The 14830-nt window shown below is 67.5% G+C and carries 17 protein-coding genes; 4 read left to right on the top strand and 13 right to left on the bottom strand.

The window, feature by feature from the left end; genetic code table 11:
- Positions 1-5 precede the first annotated feature (5 nt).
- Both ACTMO_RS0103885 and ACTMO_RS20245 read left to right on the top strand, forming a co-directional pair.
- Entirely contained in the window at positions 6-671 is a 666-nt protein-coding gene (locus tag ACTMO_RS0103885; RefSeq protein ID WP_019853353.1) for a hypothetical protein, read from the top strand.
- A 126-nt stretch (positions 672-797) separates the two neighbouring features.
- On the top strand, positions 798-1151 hold the full coding sequence (locus tag ACTMO_RS20245; protein ID WP_019853352.1) for a hypothetical protein: 354 nt from the start codon (positions 798-800) through the stop codon (positions 1149-1151).
- Positions 1152-1320: 169 nt separating this feature from the next.
- On the opposite strand, the gene ACTMO_RS20240 is transcribed toward ACTMO_RS20245, so the two are convergent.
- From ACTMO_RS20240 to ACTMO_RS20230, 11 genes are all read right to left on the bottom strand, one after another.
- Positions 1321-1815, bottom strand: coding sequence for a MarR family winged helix-turn-helix transcriptional regulator (locus ACTMO_RS20240; RefSeq protein ID WP_019853351.1), 495 nt, complete (start codon positions 1813-1815; stop codon positions 1321-1323).
- Positions 1816-1931: 116 nt separating this feature from the next.
- The gene (locus tag ACTMO_RS0103870) at positions 1932-2714 is read right to left on the bottom strand and encodes a maleate cis-trans isomerase family protein (protein WP_019853350.1); all 783 of its coding nucleotides are present in this window, start codon (positions 2712-2714) and stop codon (positions 1932-1934) included.
- Complete coding sequence (locus tag ACTMO_RS0103865) at positions 2711-3211, bottom strand: tRNA-specific adenosine deaminase (protein WP_019853349.1); 501 nt, start codon at positions 3209-3211, stop codon at positions 2711-2713. The genes ACTMO_RS0103870 and ACTMO_RS0103865 overlap by 4 nt, the downstream gene beginning before the upstream one ends.
- Positions 3212-3304: 93 nt before the next feature.
- Complete coding sequence (locus ACTMO_RS20235) at positions 3305-3736, bottom strand: DMT family transporter (protein ID WP_019853348.1); 432 nt, start codon at positions 3734-3736, stop codon at positions 3305-3307.
- Positions 3737-3958: 222 nt separating this feature from the next.
- Entirely contained in the window at positions 3959-4279 is a 321-nt protein-coding gene (locus ACTMO_RS0103855; RefSeq protein WP_019853347.1) for a DMT family transporter, read from the bottom strand.
- A 61-nt stretch (positions 4280-4340) separates the two neighbouring features.
- Positions 4341-4937, bottom strand: coding sequence for a DsbA family oxidoreductase (locus ACTMO_RS0103850; protein ID WP_019853346.1), 597 nt, complete (start codon positions 4935-4937; stop codon positions 4341-4343).
- Between the two features lie 78 nt (positions 4938-5015).
- A complete protein-coding gene (locus tag ACTMO_RS0103845) occupies positions 5016-5669 on the bottom strand; it encodes a transglutaminase-like domain-containing protein (RefSeq protein ID WP_019853345.1) in 654 nt (217 codons plus the stop codon).
- A gap of 42 nt (positions 5670-5711) precedes the next feature.
- On the bottom strand, positions 5712-6863 hold the full coding sequence (locus ACTMO_RS0103840; protein WP_019853344.1) for an acyl-CoA dehydrogenase family protein: 1152 nt from the start codon (positions 6861-6863) through the stop codon (positions 5712-5714).
- A gap of 11 nt (positions 6864-6874) precedes the next feature.
- Positions 6875-7252 (bottom strand): ectoine synthase, encoded by a 378-nt coding sequence (locus tag ACTMO_RS0103835; protein WP_019853343.1) that lies wholly within the window; start codon positions 7250-7252, stop codon positions 6875-6877.
- A gap of 24 nt (positions 7253-7276) precedes the next feature.
- Entirely contained in the window at positions 7277-7525 is a 249-nt protein-coding gene (locus ACTMO_RS0103830) for an acyl carrier protein (protein ID WP_019853342.1), read from the bottom strand.
- On the bottom strand, positions 7512-9017 hold the full coding sequence (locus ACTMO_RS20230; RefSeq protein ID WP_019853341.1) for an AMP-binding protein: 1506 nt from the start codon (positions 9015-9017) through the stop codon (positions 7512-7514). Before ACTMO_RS20230 ends, ACTMO_RS0103830 begins: the two co-directional genes overlap by 14 nt.
- Before the next feature lie 615 nt (positions 9018-9632).
- On the opposite strand from ACTMO_RS20230, the gene ACTMO_RS20225 reads away from it, so the two are divergent.
- Entirely contained in the window at positions 9633-10625 is a 993-nt protein-coding gene (locus tag ACTMO_RS20225) for a transaldolase family protein (protein ID WP_019853340.1), read from the top strand.
- 46 nt (positions 10626-10671) lie between these two features.
- On the opposite strand, the gene ACTMO_RS0103815 is transcribed toward ACTMO_RS20225, so the two are convergent.
- The gene (locus ACTMO_RS0103815) at positions 10672-11382 is read right to left on the bottom strand and encodes a 50S ribosomal protein L11 methyltransferase (protein ID WP_033401689.1); all 711 of its coding nucleotides are present in this window, start codon (positions 11380-11382) and stop codon (positions 10672-10674) included.
- A gap of 244 nt (positions 11383-11626) precedes the next feature.
- On the opposite strand from ACTMO_RS0103815, the gene ACTMO_RS0103810 reads away from it, so the two are divergent.
- Positions 11627-13585 (top strand): helix-turn-helix domain-containing protein, encoded by a 1959-nt coding sequence (locus ACTMO_RS0103810; RefSeq protein WP_019853338.1) that lies wholly within the window; start codon positions 11627-11629, stop codon positions 13583-13585.
- On the opposite strand, the gene ACTMO_RS20220 is transcribed toward ACTMO_RS0103810, so the two are convergent.
- Positions 13561-14721 carry an IS701 family transposase gene (locus ACTMO_RS20220; protein WP_019853337.1) on the bottom strand — a complete coding sequence of 387 codons (1161 nt, stop codon included), beginning with the start codon at positions 14719-14721 and terminating at the stop codon, positions 13561-13563. The genes ACTMO_RS0103810 and ACTMO_RS20220 overlap by 25 nt on opposite strands.
- Positions 14722-14830: the final 109 nt, after the last annotated feature.

The raw sequence follows: 14830 nt of genomic DNA, 5'->3' as shown, positions 1-14830 counted from the left end.
ACCGCATGACACAGGAGATATCCCGGCGCGGCTTGTTGCGGCGCGCCGCCGCCGGCGCCGGAACCACCGCCCTGGCGGTGGTGGGAGCGAGCACCGTCCTCGCCCCGGCCGCCGCGGCCAGCCCCGCCACCGAGACGACACAGGGCACGGCGGGCTCGGAAAAGCGCCGAAGAACCAGCGTGAACGGCTGGGAAACGGTGACCTCCGTCGACTCCGGCGGACCGGTCTGGACCCAGCCGGTGGTCGGCACCGGTTGCGAGGTGCCGATGCGGGTCGGAGCGGTGGCCACGGTGCTGGTGCACGTGATCCGCCGGTTCCACTACGAAGTCCGTGCCCTCGCGGAGGGCGATGTGATCGGTTGGCGTTCCCCGTCCACCGTCCCGGCGGCGACTCCGGAGAACAACCAGGCGTCCGGTACCGCCGTCGCGATCCTGCCCGGCTCCTATCCGCCGGGGGCCCGGGGAGGGTATTTCCCCAACCAACTCGCGGCGGTCCGGAAAATCACTGAGGAGTGTGACGGTGTCGTCCGCTGGGGCGGAGACGAGAACCACCCCTACGAGGCCCTGTTCTCGATCGACGTCCCTCCCGGTGACCCACGGCTGCCCGCCCTGGCGGCGACGATCCGACACCGGGAGGAGCTTGCCGGCACCGGTGCCGGCAAGCCGCGGTGAACGCTTCCCCCGGAATCCGACGGTCCGCCAGGGGCGGGACGCGAGCACTCCCCTGATCCGACCCCGCGGCGTCCTGTCCGAAAAAACCGGACACCACCTGTTCCGCCCCAGACAGAAGGAGGAAAGATGCGTCGTATCAACAAGATCGTCGGCTGTGCGGCAGCCGCGTTCAGTGTCCTGCTGGGAGCTCCCCTGGTCTCGGCAGCACCCGCCCAGGCGTTGTCCTGCCCCTACCCGTACCTGTGCCTGTACGACCCGGACTCCGGGAACCGGGTGGGCCAGTTCCAGGACGTGACCAGCGGCTGGCAGTACATCACCGAGGACGACTACCTGTTCAAGAACACACGCAACGACGATGTCGTCTACTTCCTCACCAGTGGCGGAGACGTGTTCTGCATCCCGCCCAACCAGGATGGTTGGACCAAAGGAAGCGTGAAGGCACTCCGCATCAGCTGGGAGTCGGAGTGCAACGTCAGTTGATTCCGGGATAACACCGGATTCGCCGCGGGATCCCGGTGCCGGGGGAGCTGCCGTCCTGCTCTCCCGGCACCTTTCCGTGCGCGAGAAGGAGCAGGAGACCGCCACGGGAAACCCTGTTCACGGGGCCGGAATCCGCGGCGAACCGGCCCTGCGGGTCACCCGGAACGGATCAGGCGGTTTCGGCCTCCTCGGTTTCCTCGGAACTCCGCCGGATCGCGGCCAGCAACGGCGCCAGTCGCGGGTCCAGTTCGGCGTGGGCCAGTGCCTCGCCCAACGCCTCCTCGTAGACGGGAACGGCCGCCCGCAGGGTGGCCAGTCCGTGCTCGGTGATGCCGGTGTAGATCCCCCGGCGGTCGAACTCGCACATCCTGCGTTCGGTGAGTCCGGAACGCTCCAGTCTGCCCACCAGCCTGCTGACGGAACTCTGGTTCAGGTTGACCGCCTCGGTGAGTTCCTGCATCCGCATCTCGCCGTCCTCGGCGGAGGCGCAGGCGGCCAGGGCCAGGAACTCGGAGAGCCCGATCCGACAACGGCGGTGCAGCGCCTTCTCCACCACCCCGTCCACCTGGGCGTGCAGCGCGACCAGGCGGGTCCACTGTCTGCCGGTCGCCGAGATCCCCGCCAGGGGCTCCGTGGTGGCGGTGCTCGTTTCCGGATGTGCCATGTGCTCCTCCTCACGGGGCGGGCTGGGAGGGGCGCGACGCCCCTCCCGTCCAGAAGTGCCTGTTCGGCACAGCACACTCAGTGCTTTCACAGTACATGACACAAACATGTATTCGGTTATTCGCGTGCGAACAACCGCCCGTAGCCACGGACCTCGGCGGGGTCCAGCCCCACCGTCGTCAGCGCACGCCACAGCAGTACCTGGTTGGCGCTGAGCACCGGAACGCCCAGTTCCTCCTCCAGCGGGGCTATGGTTCCGACCGCGCGCAGGCCGTTACCGGCGATGAACACCCCGTCCACCTCGCGGGGGAGGCCGCGAACCCAGTCGAACATCACGGGAGGAGTGGCGTGCCGCTGGCCGCTGGGGATTCCGCAGGGCGCGTGATGCACCACCCGGAACCCCTGCTCGGAGAAGTACCGCGCGCCCAGCTCGTCCAGCTCGGTGTCGAACCACGGGGGGTTGACCAGCGCCAGCCGTTCGACCCCACAGGCCCGCAGGGCGTCCACCGCCGCCAGGGCGGTCGATATCACCGGTATCCCCCTGGAGCTCTTGTCCAGCCTGGCCAGGAACTCCCGCTCACCCTCCACACCGTGCTTGTACGCCGAACTGGTGAAGGCACAGGCGAGCACGTCCAGGGGAGCAGCGGCCAGCGCCTCCACGCACTCGTCCACCCCCGGGGGTTCCACGAAAGCGCGCACGGGATCGTGCGGAATCGTCGGGTCCATCTCCCCTCCGGCACGCATGGCTGAGAAGTGCAGGCGACTGGCGTGCACGGACAGGCCCGCGGGGGCCATGGCGTTGAGTTCGGACTCCGGGCCCACGTCGGCGTGGGGGACGACCACCCCGAGACGGGCCCGCACGTCCCATCCGTCGTTGTTGAACCGGGTGTCGGTGTTCATCTCGTGTTCCTTTCCAGCTGCCGTTCGCGCCACGCCGTGAAGGGGTCGTGGGAGGATTCCACCGGCCAGGTGCGTACCGTCATGCCGGCCCACTTCTCCGGTGGCGCCGCGAACAGCCGGTAGGAGTCGAGATAGTTGAACCCCAGGCGGGCCACTTCGTAGCGGTCCACCGCCGAGATCACGTCGGTGACGTTGGAGTAGAGCGCGTTGACGTAACACAGGGCGCAGGGCTCGCCGGAGGCGATCAGCAGGCGTCCGGTGGTACGCAGCCCCAGCGGGTCGCCGGTGGCCGCGCGCAACGCCACCACCTCGGCGTGTGCCAGGGGATCCCGGTCGGCCAGCACCCGGTTCACGCCGGTGCCCACCACGCCGCGTTCGGGGTCGACGACGAGGGCGGAGAACGGCACCCCTCCCTCGGCGACGTTGCGCAGCGACAGTTCCACCGCCTGGTTCACGTATTCGTCGATGTGTTCCTTGTCGAACAGGGCCGATGCCATGTGTTCGTCCCTCCGTGGGGAAGACGGTCGGGTCTTGCGGCTGTCCCCGGCCCGTCACAGGGGCCGGGGACAGCCTGGAGCGGGGAGTGCGGGTCACGCCCCGGGCGCGCCGGCGGTGGCCTCGGGGGCGGGCTCCCTGGAGACGATCTTCAGGCCGAGCACGCCGCCGATGATGGCCGCGAAGCAGAGAACCTTGACCGGTGTGATGGGCTCGTCGTAGAGGAAGGACCCGACGATGACCGTGCCCACCGATCCGATACCGGTCCAGACCGCGTAGCCGATCCCGACGTCGAGGGTGCGCAGCGCCAGGCTCAGGGTGAAGATCCCCATTCCGGCCGCGCCGGCCGTGATCAGGGAGGGAACCAGCTGGGTGAATCCCTCGCTGCCTTTCGTTCCGAGCGCGAAGACGATCTCGAAGACGGCGGCTATGAGCAGGAAGGTCCACGCGCGGCCGTGGGACTGGGTTTTCTCCGTCACGCCGCCGGCGGCGGGCGACTCCACGGGCGCCTGCTGTTCGATGGTCATTTTCGCTTTCCTATCAGAATGAGGGTTCGCACTGTCCGCATGAGGAATCCACGCGGAGTGTTCGAAGGTTTCTTCTCCGAGGAGAACGTGTCACGGAACGGTCGGTGCGGACGTGGCGGGACCGCGCGGATCACACGTTCCGAAAAAGAGAACAGTGCTGTCGAGAAAAAGCGGTGTCGGGAATGATTCGGTGGGGAGAACGGAGAACTCGTTCCTCCGCGTTCAGGCGGCTCCCGTCAGACGCAGTCCGACGGCTCCCGCGATGATCGCGGCGAAACCGAGCACCTTCTTCGCGTTGATCTTCTCTCCGAAGATGAGAGCTCCCATGAGCACGATCCCGATCGATCCCACTCCGGTCCATATCGTGTAACCGACCCCGACGTCGAGGGTGCGCAGCGCCAGACTCAGGGTGAAGATCCCTCCCGCCGCGGCGAGCAGGGTGAACACCGAGGGCCACAGGCGGGTGAATCCCTTGGTGGCGTTGGTTCCCAGCGCGAAGGCGATCTCGAAGAGGATCGCGATTCCCAGATAGATCCAGGCCATTTTCGTTCCTTTCCGCGTTTCGGTTTTTCGGTGTCGACGTCCGGTCCGTGAACGGACCGGCTCATCCCGTCAGGCTCCGTGTCTCGGACAGTGCCGCCCGGAGTCGTTGTCGGTCGGGCACGCCCTCGATGCGGTGTTCACCGATGATCATCGTCGGCACGCTCGTGATCCGCAGCTGGCGGGCGTGTTCCAGGGCGGCGCGGTGGGTGGCGGCGTGGCGACGTTCGTCCAGGGCCCGCCGGAATTCCGCCCCGTCCAGGCCCACTTCCTCGGCGAGGCCGGTGAGCACCTCGACGTCGCCGATGTCCAGGTCCCGTTGGAAGAAGGCCCGCAGCACCCGGTCGTTGTAGAGCTGGCCGACTCCCCGCTCCAGGGCGTACTGGTAGCCCTCGAAGGCGGTGCCGCTGTAGGGCTGCGGGGAGATCGTGGGCAGGGTTATGTCCACGTTCTTGCGGCGGGCCATGGGGTACACGGCCCGCTGCCAGATGGCGGGCAGGTACTCGTCCTCCGGGCGCAGCGTCCTCTCCGGATAGGGACGCAGTTCGAAGGGATGCCACGCCACGTCCGCCTCGTACTCCGCGGCGACCTCGACGATGTCGTTCTCCGCGAGCAGGCAGAAGGGGCACACGTAGTCGAAGTAGACGTCCACTGCGGCCATCACCAAACCTCCATTCAATGTATGTGCATGAATTTAGTAAGCACGGGGATGGGTGTCAAGCCCATCCCCGCACTCCGATCACGCTCGCTGTACCGGGGCCTCGTCGAGCAGGCTCCCCTCGCCGGCGATCCGGACCTCGGAGCCGAACATCGCGGGGTGCTCCCGTCTCATGAGCGCCATCAGGCCCTCGTAGTCGACGTCGTCGTACTCCCCGTAACTCGCCAGGAATTCCATCCGCTCCCCTCCCCGCGAATCAAAGGGGTGATACAGACTCTCGGACGTTCCGTCGAACTCCAGAGGGGACATCCCGTACAGGCGACAGAGCAGCCTGTTGAAAACCGGCGTCGCCCGCAGCCAACGACCGTCGATCCGAACGCTGGTCAACCAGTGGACGAAAGTGTCCCCTCCCACCAGGCTCCTCAAGCGGTCCGAGGCGAGGTGGTTCCGGACCTTGGTCACCACGATCCTGCTCGGAATCCCCACCGCCCGCACGGCCGCCGCGTACAGCACGGACTTGTGCACGCAGAAACCGCGACCGTTCTCGACGATGGTGCTGGCCCGCAGGCCGTGGCGGGACATGTCGCTTCCGTAGACCTCGTAGTCCACCCCGTCCCGCACGGCGTAGTACAGCCGGACGGCCTTCTCCCTGGAGGACTCGGCTCCCTCCACGGCACAGTGGACGAAATCCCGCACCGGACCGGAGTCATGGTCGAGGAACTCGGTTGGTTCCACGCTTCCATCCTGGTCGTTTCTTTCCACGAAAACCACGTCCTTTCACTGCCCGGGAAGTCCCATGAGGGCGGCTATACGATTTCGTTGTGTCTCCGAGGTTCCCGAGTACACGGTTCCGGAAAGGGAGTCCCGGACCATGCGTTCTATTCCGCTCTCCGTGAGATAGCCACGACCGCCGAAAATCTGCATGGCCTTCCGCGCGCTCGCCGAGTTGGCCTCGCTGGTGGCCAGCTTCGTGGCCGCCACCTCGAACGTGGTGTCCTTTCGGTCCACCATCCGCCGTGCCGTGTCGTGGAGCCACCTGCACGCCGTCTCCAGTCCCAGTCTCATCTCCACCAGGGAGTGCGAGACGGCCTGGTAGGAACCGATGGGACGGCCGAACTGGTGTCGCTCGGTCGCGTACTCCAGACAGCGTTCCAGGCGATAGCGCATCTCCCCGATCTGGATCGCGGAGACGCACAGGATCTCCCTGGACATCACGTGCCCCAGGATCAGGAACCCACCTCCGGGGTGGCCGAGCATCCGCTCCCGTGGGACCCGCACGTCCTCCAGGCGCACCTCCCCCAGGGGCGAGGTGCGCAGCCCCATCGTGCTGACCGGCTCCCCGAGGGTCAGTCCGGCGGTGTCCGCGTCGACCACGAAGGCGGTGACGCTGGCCGCGGTGCCCGCCGGGCCGGTGCGCGCGTAGACCACCACCTGGTCGGCGATCGGAGCGTTGCTGATGAACACCTTGTGCCCGTTGAGCACGTACTCGTCCCCGTCCGGCTCGGCCGTGGCCCCCATGGCCAGGGCGTCGGAACCGGCTTCGGCCTCGGTGATCGCGTGCGCCCCTATGGACTCACCCGTGCGGACTCCCGGCAGGTAGCGTTCACGCAGCGCGGCGGAGCCGAAGCGGAACACGGGCAGTCCGGTGCTGGCCATGTGCGTGGCCGCGGAGAAGCTCAGCCCGCTGTCCCGGCAGCCGTAACCGAGCCCCTCCAGGGCCGCCAGCGTCGTCAGTAACCGCCCGTCGGGCTTCTCCCCCTCCCGTATCGGTAACTCGAAGAGCCCCGTGTCGGCGAGGGTTCTCCACTTCCGTGGGCAGAACTCCTCGGTGGCGTCGTCGACCAGGTGATCGGCGCTGAGTTCCTCGCCCAGTCCGGCCAGTTTCTCGTACCACTCCCGCTGTTGTTCGGAAAGGTGGTCGGTGTCCACGATTACCTCCCTCAGTAGCTGGAGAATCCGTCGGGACTGAGCACGTGTCTCTCGGTGCCGTCGATCGGCGGGTTGAACACGCTGAGCAGATGCATGTCCGCCTCGTCACCGGCGATCAGCACATGGCGGTCGTGTCGGTCGAGCACGTACAGCACACCGGGTTCGAGCGAAAAAGCGAGGTCCTCGTCGGCGGAACGGATCTCACCCTTTCCCGAAATGCAGTAGCAGGCTTCCAGATGCCTGGTGTACTGCATCCGCGACTCGGTTCCCGCCTCGACCACGGTGTGGGCGACGGCGAATCCCATCCCGTCCGACTCCACGAGGAGCCGGTAGCTGTTCCCGTTTCCCCACTCGACTCCCGGGACCTCGTAACTGCTGCGCACGAACATCGTTCCTCCTCGAAACGGAAAAAGTCACTCTTTCTCGAAACCACGCACGAACGAACACATGGAGTTCACGGACCTGAAGTTGTCCGGGGAGACGTCGACCAGATCGACGTCGATCTCGTAGCGCTTCCCGATCCACGAGACCAGCCGAACCAGCCCCAGGCTGTCCACCACTCCGCTGTCCAGCAGGTCCATGTCGTACTCGAGTTCGTCCACGGAGACGTCGGAGGCGAACTCCTCCACCACGTGCTCGGCGATCTCCTCAGCCAGCGACATCGGAAAAACCCCTCTCCTCCTCCTGTTGTATGGCTTTGCGGTCTATCTTTCCGGTCGACGTTCTCGGAAGCGGGCGCTGCACGATCCGCACTTTCCCCGGAATGGAGGTCCGTGCCAGTCGCTGCCCGCAGTACTTGCGGATCCCCAGGGTGGTGAGTTCGGCGCGCGCCGCACCCTCCAACGGGGACACATAGGCGCATATCCGCTTTCCCGCCCACTCGTCGGGAACAGCCACGACCGCCGCTTCCCGGATCTGCGGGTGCTCGTTGATGACGTGTTCTATCTCCGCGAGATTGGTACGCACACCACGCACCTTGACGTGATAGTCGTCCCTGCCCTCCAGAAATATGGTTCCCTCTTCCGAACGGGTGACTATGTCCCCGGTTCTGAAATAGATATCCTCTGTCTGCCCGGCCGGATCGGGAACGAACTTCTCCGCCGTGGCCTCCGGGTCCAGGTATCCCTCAGCCTGGAAGGGGGTGGAGACGTACAACTCCCCCGTGCCCTCGCCACGAACCACACGCGAGGCGCTGTCCACGATCCGGGTGGAGACCCCGGCAGCCGGAAACCCGAGGGGCACCCTGCCGGAGTCGCCGAGCTCCGAGGTGTCGAACTCGTGGACCAGGCTGTCGTTCGTCTCGGTGCAGCCGTAGACGTTGAACAACCGCGCGTTCGGCGCCATCGCGCCGATTTCCGCCACCAGTGACTTCCGCACGGTGTCGCCGGTGATCAGCACGTCGGTGACCGCGGGGAGTCCGCTTTCGCCGACGTGGTCGGTGAGCATCCCGAACAGCATCGGAACGGACTGCACGAGGCCGACCTCGTGCTCGACGATCAGGTCCCGCAGGTACCGCCCCTCGGTGGCCCGGCGGGGGTCGACGAGCACGGTGGTGGCTCCCGAAGCCAGCGCGCTCCACACGTCGAGCAGGCTCAGATCGAAGTTCAGGGGTGCGTAGCTGAGCACCCTCCTGCCGGGTCCCAGCGAGAACCGGTCGCTGGCCCACCGGTGGAACTCCAGCACCCCGGTGTCCGACAGCGGCACCGTCTTCGGCAGACCGGTCGAGCCCGAGGTGGTCAGCAACAGCAGTGCGTCGGTGCCCGGGGTGGCGGGCGCTTCCTCCCGTTCTCCGGGGAGACGGCGCACCGCCACGGTGAAGCGTTCGTCGGGGGTCACCGCCGGTGTCAACAACACCGAACACCCCGCCCGGGCGGCCAACGACCCGAGCACGGTGCCGCCGAGGTCCTCAGAAGGCAACAGAACGCCGCGGTCCTCGGCCCAGCAACCCAACAACAGCGCCAGGGTCTCGACCGACTTCGAGGCGGGCACACACACCGGCCCGCTCGGCACCCCACGCACCGTCTCCCGCGCGCGGTGCGCCAGCCGGTCCAGCTCACCGTACGAACAGGTGCCGCCCGACCCGATCACGGCCGGACTGTCCGGGGAGCGCTCGACCCACCGGCCGAACTCCTCCAACAGCCGTCTGGAAGGCATGACAAACCTCCGTACTTCCGAAAAAGAACTCCCCGAATCCCTTCCGGGAGGAGAGCGGGAAAGATCCGACACGGGAACGGAACAAACCGAAAGCCCGGCCGCACCGACCCGATCATCGCCCTTTCCGGAGCGAATAATTCCTTTCCCGGAATCCCGTCGGGGACGATTCACATCGTGCGGAGACCGCTCGCGTTCCGGCAACCGGACGGTTTCACTTCGTCACTTCGCCGCGAACATGGGAGGAACCTGACCGAATTACTCCCACGGACTTCCACGGAACGGAGCGTCAGGAGTACCCGGAACGGGAATTCGGTGAAGCAGGCGTGCCGGGCCGGAGGAGACGGTGACGCCGGCCGGTCCGAGGGAAAAAGCCTCCGGCCCGGGGAATGCTTCTCCGAGCGCCCCACGCCGAGCGGCCAACCGACCACGCCGTCCTCGTCGCGGCAGCGGAACCCGGATCCCCGCTCCAGAGCGCGCGGAAGTGTCTTTCGTGACACTCTTTCAGCGCATCCGCCCCCGAGGAGGGAATCGGTAGAATCCGAATTCAGGGAAAACCTGACGAAGAAGACCGTGCGCCTCAACGCGGACACGCCTGTCCACCTACCATCGGAGGGCATGATCATCGGCCCGGAGAACGACCTTCTCGACCGTCTCACGGCCGAAGGGGTGACCCCCTGGCTGGTCGGAGACGTTCGTGGGACCTCCCGTGTCCCGGAGGGCATCCGAACGACGCTGAGCCGACACTCCTGGCTCGGAGCCCTGCTCCGCACGGACGCCACCTCCCACACCACGGTCCGCGAGGTGTGCGACGCGCTGCGCCACGTCCACGAGGCCAGTGCGGGCCGCGACGGATACGTCTCCGCGGCCGTGCTTCCGTGCCACGCCCACGAGACGGAGGCGCTGGTCGACACGGCCGCGTGGTTACACGCCACGGTGGACCGGCCGAACCTGCTGGTCCGCATACCGGCCACCGAGGCCGGTATCCACGCCTACCGGAAGTGTCTGGCCCGGGGGATAGGGGTGCACAGCACCTGCGTGCTTTCCCCGGAGCGTTACCGGCGCGTGCTGGAGGCCCACGTCGTGGGCTCGGAGCAGGCGATGGCGGCGAGTACACGTTTACACAGGATCACCGCGGTCGCCTCGCTGCCCGTCGGGCTGGTCGACGCGGAGGTCAACAGACGGCTGGACGCGCTGCGCACGGAGAGGTCCACACAGCTGCGGGACCGGGCCGGCACCGCGCTGGCCCGGCTCGCCTACCGCGTTCGGGAGACCCGGCTCGACGGGTGGTGGTGGCGCGTGCTCCGCGCCGCGGGAGCACGGCCACCCCGTCTGTTGTGGACGACGCTGCGCGCCCGACACGTCTCCCGGCTCATCGGGTGGAACACCGCCCAGGCCCTGTCCCCCTCCGTGTTGGAGAGCGCCGCCCGCCACCACCCCCCGCAGGGCGACACCATGCTGGAGACGCACACACGGGCCCAGCACACCCTGGAGGAGCTGTGTGAGCTCGGCGTCGACCTGCGAGCCGTGTTCGACGATCTCGAGAACCGTTGTTTCCGCACCTCGGAGAGTCCCGAGGAGCGGGGCCTCACCGACGGCTCACCGGCGTGACCGCCGGGGCGGCGCGGGCCGCGCGGGGGATATTCCACCGTGGTCCTCAGTCCGCGCGGCGCACCTCCAGCAGCAGGTGACGCACGGAGTCGAAGCCGTACTCGTCCTCGATCACGTCCCTGTCGGCCACCGTCCGCAGGCGGCGGCCGAGGGAGCCGGCCAGCCGTTCGAGTTCGCCCAGGTCCCCCCGGCTGCTGAAGTGCAGCAGGGCGGTCCCGTTCTCGGTCAACCAGGACGGAGCCTGTTCGAGGAAGTCCCGGTGGGCGCGGTAACCGGCGTCCACATAGGCCCGTTCGTGCAGGGAGCCGTACTCGTAGTCCTCCGGGCCGTACACGTAGTTGGAACTCCAGAATATCGTGTCGAAGCGCTGCTCGGGGTCCAAGCCGAGGAAGACGTCGCTGTGGACGGCCCGCAGCCGGTCCGCGACACCGTGGCGTTCCGCGTTCAGCGCGGTGTTGAGTACCGCGTTCGGATTGATGTCGGAGGCGACCACATTCGCACACCCGTATTTCGCAGCCAACACGGCCGCCAGTCCCGCACCGCATCCCATTTCGAGCAGAGATCCGCCGAAAGGAACACGATACTGCTCCAAAAAGTCCAGTCCCACTTCCGTGGAAGGTGAGTAGACCGGAGCGAACACCCCGTCGAGCAGATCCCACTCGAATCCGCGCATGGTGAACACCCGGGGCCGGTCCTTCCGCGTCATGGAAATCCTGCTGCGTTCCAGTGAACGGACATAGCTTTTGACTTCGGTCATCCCGTTCCTCACGACTGTGGAGTAGTCCTCGCTCAACGACTCCTCGACAGGATTTCGCAGCACACGACGTGCGGGAAGGTGATCCGACTACATTCCGTCCACAGAACGGCGGTGGTCCGACACCCGTGTTTTCGGTGAACGCCGTATTCTCTGTCAGGTCGTGGGGCCGAAGGAGTCCTGTTCGTCCGATTCGGTTGCTAATCTTGGAGTTCCGCAAGGAACGAGACTAGGGGGAACGACACCGGTGACCACGCAAGACGCCGTTCCGGGCGACGAACTGCTCGAACTCCTGGAACTGTTGGCGGAAGAGGCTTCACCGACCCTGCTGGAGCGCTGGGCGCAACGGCTGCGCCGCGAACACACTTCCGTGGGGATCCTCGAACACGTCGACCGGGCCAGGAATCTGGCGCTTCGGATACGTGGCTCGGCGGCGCGCCCCCAGCAGCGGGCCGCCGGCATGGCGGCCCTGGTCGACATCGCCCGGGAACTGGCGCTTCCCCACGAGCTGGGCACCCTGTTGAAGCTGATCACCAAGCGGGCCCGACTGCTGTTGAACCTCGACATGTCGTGGATCAGTCTCCACTCCGAGGACGAGGACTGCTCCTACGTCCGGGCCGCCGACGGCCACGCCTCCACCATCACCGTGGGATTCCGGGTTCCCTCCGACGGAGGTGTGGGCAACGAGGCCACCCGCCACTGTGCCCCCTTCTGGTCCTCGAACTACCTCTCCGACGACAGGTTTCCGCACTCCGGGGTCATCGACGAGGTGGTGCGCGCCGAGAAGCTGTGCTCCATCCTGGCCGTCCCGCTTCAGGACGTCAGCACCTCGCTGGGCTCGCTCTACGTGGCCAGCCGGGAGAGCAGGAGTTTCTCCACCGACGAGATCACCCTGCTCTCCTCGCTCGGTGAGCTGGCCACGGTGGCCATCGAGAAAACCCGCGCCCTCGACCGCACCCGGGCCGAGGTCTCCGAGCTGAGAACGGACACCACCGAAGCGGTGCACACCTCCCAGGCGATGCGCAGGATCTACGAGACGCACAGCGCGCTGTTGGACCTGGTGCTGCGCGGTGAGAGCGTGCACAGCCTGGTCACGGAGGCGGCGGAGAAGCTGGGGGGAACCCTGCTGGTCTCGGACACGGTGGGCAACGTGTTGGCCTCCACCGGCGACATCCCGGAGATCGCCGACTTCGAGCACCACTGGATCTCCACCGACGTCTCCGAGCAGCACCACCCCTGTCAGCCGATCACCGGAGTCTGGTCCTGTCCCGTGGCCGCCGGCTCCGAACAGTTCGGCACGCTGGTGCTACGGCCGAACGAGACGCCGGACGAACACGAGCTGCGGCTGCTGCGGCTGGTCGCGCAGACCGTCGCGATGCTGCTGCTCATCCAACGCAGCACCGCCGTGGCCGAAGGACAGTTGCGCGAGGAGCTCTTCGAGGACCTGCTCAGTTCCCCGTGGCTGTCCCCCCAACAACACGCCGAGCGGGCCCGACGGCTGTCGATCAACCTGAACGAACCGCACGTGATCGTGGTGGCCCGCCCGGAGGGGAAGGGACACGGCCGCGCTGCCGGGTGGGCGTCCTCCTACGCGGCGCGGTGGTCCGGCCTGAAGAGTGTTCGCGGGGACAACGTGGTGTTGCTGCTGCCCGGTGCGGAAGCGGGCGCGGTGGCCAGGTCCGTCTCCAGGGAGCTGTCCGAGCTGCTCGGTCACCCGGTGACGGTGGGGGCGGCCGGACCGTTCTCCGAACCGGCCCGCCTGCCGGACACCTACCAGGAGGCGATGCGCTGTCTGGACGCCCTCACCGCGCTGGGCAACACGGGGCACGCCGCCGCTGCCGGTGAGCTGGGTTTCGTGGGGATGCTGCTGTCCGACAACCACGACGTGGACGGTTTCATCCGCACCACGATCGGGCCGGTGCTGGACTACGACTCGGCGCAGTCCACCGAACTGGTCCGCACGTTACGGGCCTACTTCGAGTCGGGGTCCAGCCCCACCAACGCGGCGGAGGCGCTGCACGTGCATCCCAACACCGTTTCCCGCAGGTTGGAGCGCGTCACCACACTGCTGGGGCCGAACTGGCAGCATCCGGAACGCTCGCTGGAGATCCAGCTGGCGCTGCGCCTGCAACGCACCAGGCACACACTGCGCGGTCCCGAACAGCCGACCTCGTTGACCGGTCACGCGGGCAGCGGGGTCCGCTGAGCGCTCCGCCCCTCCTCGGCACGGGCGAGGGCCCGCGCTGCGTGCGCGATCGAGGCGAGGGTGACGTGGCGGTGCCAGCCGGGGAAGGAGCGTCCCTCGAAGTCGCGCATTCCCACGGCGTCGCCGATCTCGCAGGCGTCGGCGGCCACCCGCGCGGTCAGCCTGGTGCTGCGCACCAGGGTCTCCACCGGCGGGGTGTGGGCGTTGGTCAGCCACAGTCGTCGCGGGGGCCGCTGCGGGTCCTCCCACTCGCCGACCAACCGGAACGGGACCCGCCGGTCCGCGCCCCCACCCGTGCCGTGGTGGTGCCCGGCCACCAGGATCTTCGCCGACACCGCCGAGCTGGCCACCGTGGCGCCGGTGTCTGGATCGGTCCACTCGACGGGTCGGCGCAGCCCCCGCACCGAGTCGAGCAGGTACCCGGCGGAGACGGGACCACAGCCGTAGCCGGGAAGCCTCGCCTCGGCCACCGTGCAGCGCAGGGAGGGTGTCGTCCCCATCAGGAAGGGGAACTCGGCCCCAGCCAGTTCCCCGCCGGAGACCGCTTCGGCGGAGCCCACACCGTCGAAGATCACCGGCGCCCCCAGTGGACCCCAGCGGCGGACCGCTTCGAGCAGCACGCTGGTCGCGCACTGGGCCGGACTCTCCGGACGCACCTCGGTGGGGATGCCCGCCTGGTGGCGTCTGTCCTCGTCGGTCACCCACTCGGGGGCGAGGAACAACCTCCAGTTGACGGGCACACTGAATCCCGGGGTGACCATCCAGAGTCCGAAGGCGTACTGGCTGTTGGAGTTCGTGCTCACTCCCACCGAGTGTCCCCCGGTTTTCGGGATGGACAGGGGACGCACCACCCAGCCCACCGGACGCACCCGCTCGCGCAGGGCGCGCACCAGCAGGTCCCGCACCGTCATCCAGTCCCACGTGGAGCTGTGCACGAAGTGGTGCAGGCTCTGGGCCGCGGCGGCCCCGCCGAGAACTCCGGCGATGTTGCGGATCGAACGTCGCCCCCGGGTGGACAACAGTCCGTGCACGTACTGGTGGCCCCGTCGTCTCTGGTCGCTTCTGCGCAGTGCCGAGAACGCCGCCGAGCACAGCTCGTCGGCGAGCTCGGAGGAATGGACAGATGTCGTGTTCATGATGACCGCGCCCCTCCGGATACGGTGCTCGTCCTCGACCTGGTTGGCGTGGCACTCGCGGCGGAATCCAGCCCCTCCCGCCGGATGAGATCCGGCGCTGGGCCGCGAG

This window comes from Actinopolyspora mortivallis DSM 44261 (assembly GCF_000384035.1).
GTDB lineage: Bacteria > Actinomycetota > Actinomycetes > Mycobacteriales > Pseudonocardiaceae > Actinopolyspora > Actinopolyspora mortivallis.
This window is presented reverse-complemented; position numbering and strand designations above follow the sequence as displayed.

Coding starts and splice junctions, on each gene's coding strand:
- ACTMO_RS0103885 (WP_019853353.1), top strand. CDS start 6: ATGACACAGGAGATATCCCGGCGCGGCTTGTTGCGGCGCGCCGCCGCC.
- ACTMO_RS20245 (WP_019853352.1), top strand. CDS start 798: ATGCGTCGTATCAACAAGATCGTCGGCTGTGCGGCAGCCGCGTTCAGT.
- ACTMO_RS20240 (WP_019853351.1), bottom strand. CDS start 1,815: ATGGCACATCCGGAAACGAGCACCGCCACCACGGAGCCCCTGGCGGGG.
- ACTMO_RS0103870 (WP_019853350.1), bottom strand. CDS start 2,714: ATGAACACCGACACCCGGTTCAACAACGACGGATGGGACGTGCGGGCC.
- ACTMO_RS0103865 (WP_019853349.1), bottom strand. CDS start 3,211: ATGGCATCGGCCCTGTTCGACAAGGAACACATCGACGAATACGTGAAC.
- ACTMO_RS20235 (WP_019853348.1), bottom strand. CDS start 3,736: ATGACCATCGAACAGCAGGCGCCCGTGGAGTCGCCCGCCGCCGGCGGC.
- ACTMO_RS0103855 (WP_019853347.1), bottom strand. CDS start 4,279: ATGGCCTGGATCTATCTGGGAATCGCGATCCTCTTCGAGATCGCCTTC.
- ACTMO_RS0103850 (WP_019853346.1), bottom strand. CDS start 4,937: ATGGCCGCAGTGGACGTCTACTTCGACTACGTGTGCCCCTTCTGCCTG.
- ACTMO_RS0103835 (WP_019853343.1), bottom strand. CDS start 7,252: ATGTTCGTGCGCAGCAGTTACGAGGTCCCGGGAGTCGAGTGGGGAAAC.
- ACTMO_RS0103830 (WP_019853342.1), bottom strand. CDS start 7,525: ATGTCGCTGGCTGAGGAGATCGCCGAGCACGTGGTGGAGGAGTTCGCC.
- ACTMO_RS20230 (WP_019853341.1), bottom strand. CDS start 9,017: ATGCCTTCCAGACGGCTGTTGGAGGAGTTCGGCCGGTGGGTCGAGCGC.
- ACTMO_RS20225 (WP_019853340.1), top strand. CDS start 9,633: ATGATCATCGGCCCGGAGAACGACCTTCTCGACCGTCTCACGGCCGAA.
- ACTMO_RS0103815 (WP_033401689.1), bottom strand. CDS start 11,382: ATGACCGAAGTCAAAAGCTATGTCCGTTCACTGGAACGCAGCAGGATT.
- ACTMO_RS20220 (WP_019853337.1), bottom strand. CDS start 14,721: ATGAACACGACATCTGTCCATTCCTCCGAGCTCGCCGACGAGCTGTGC.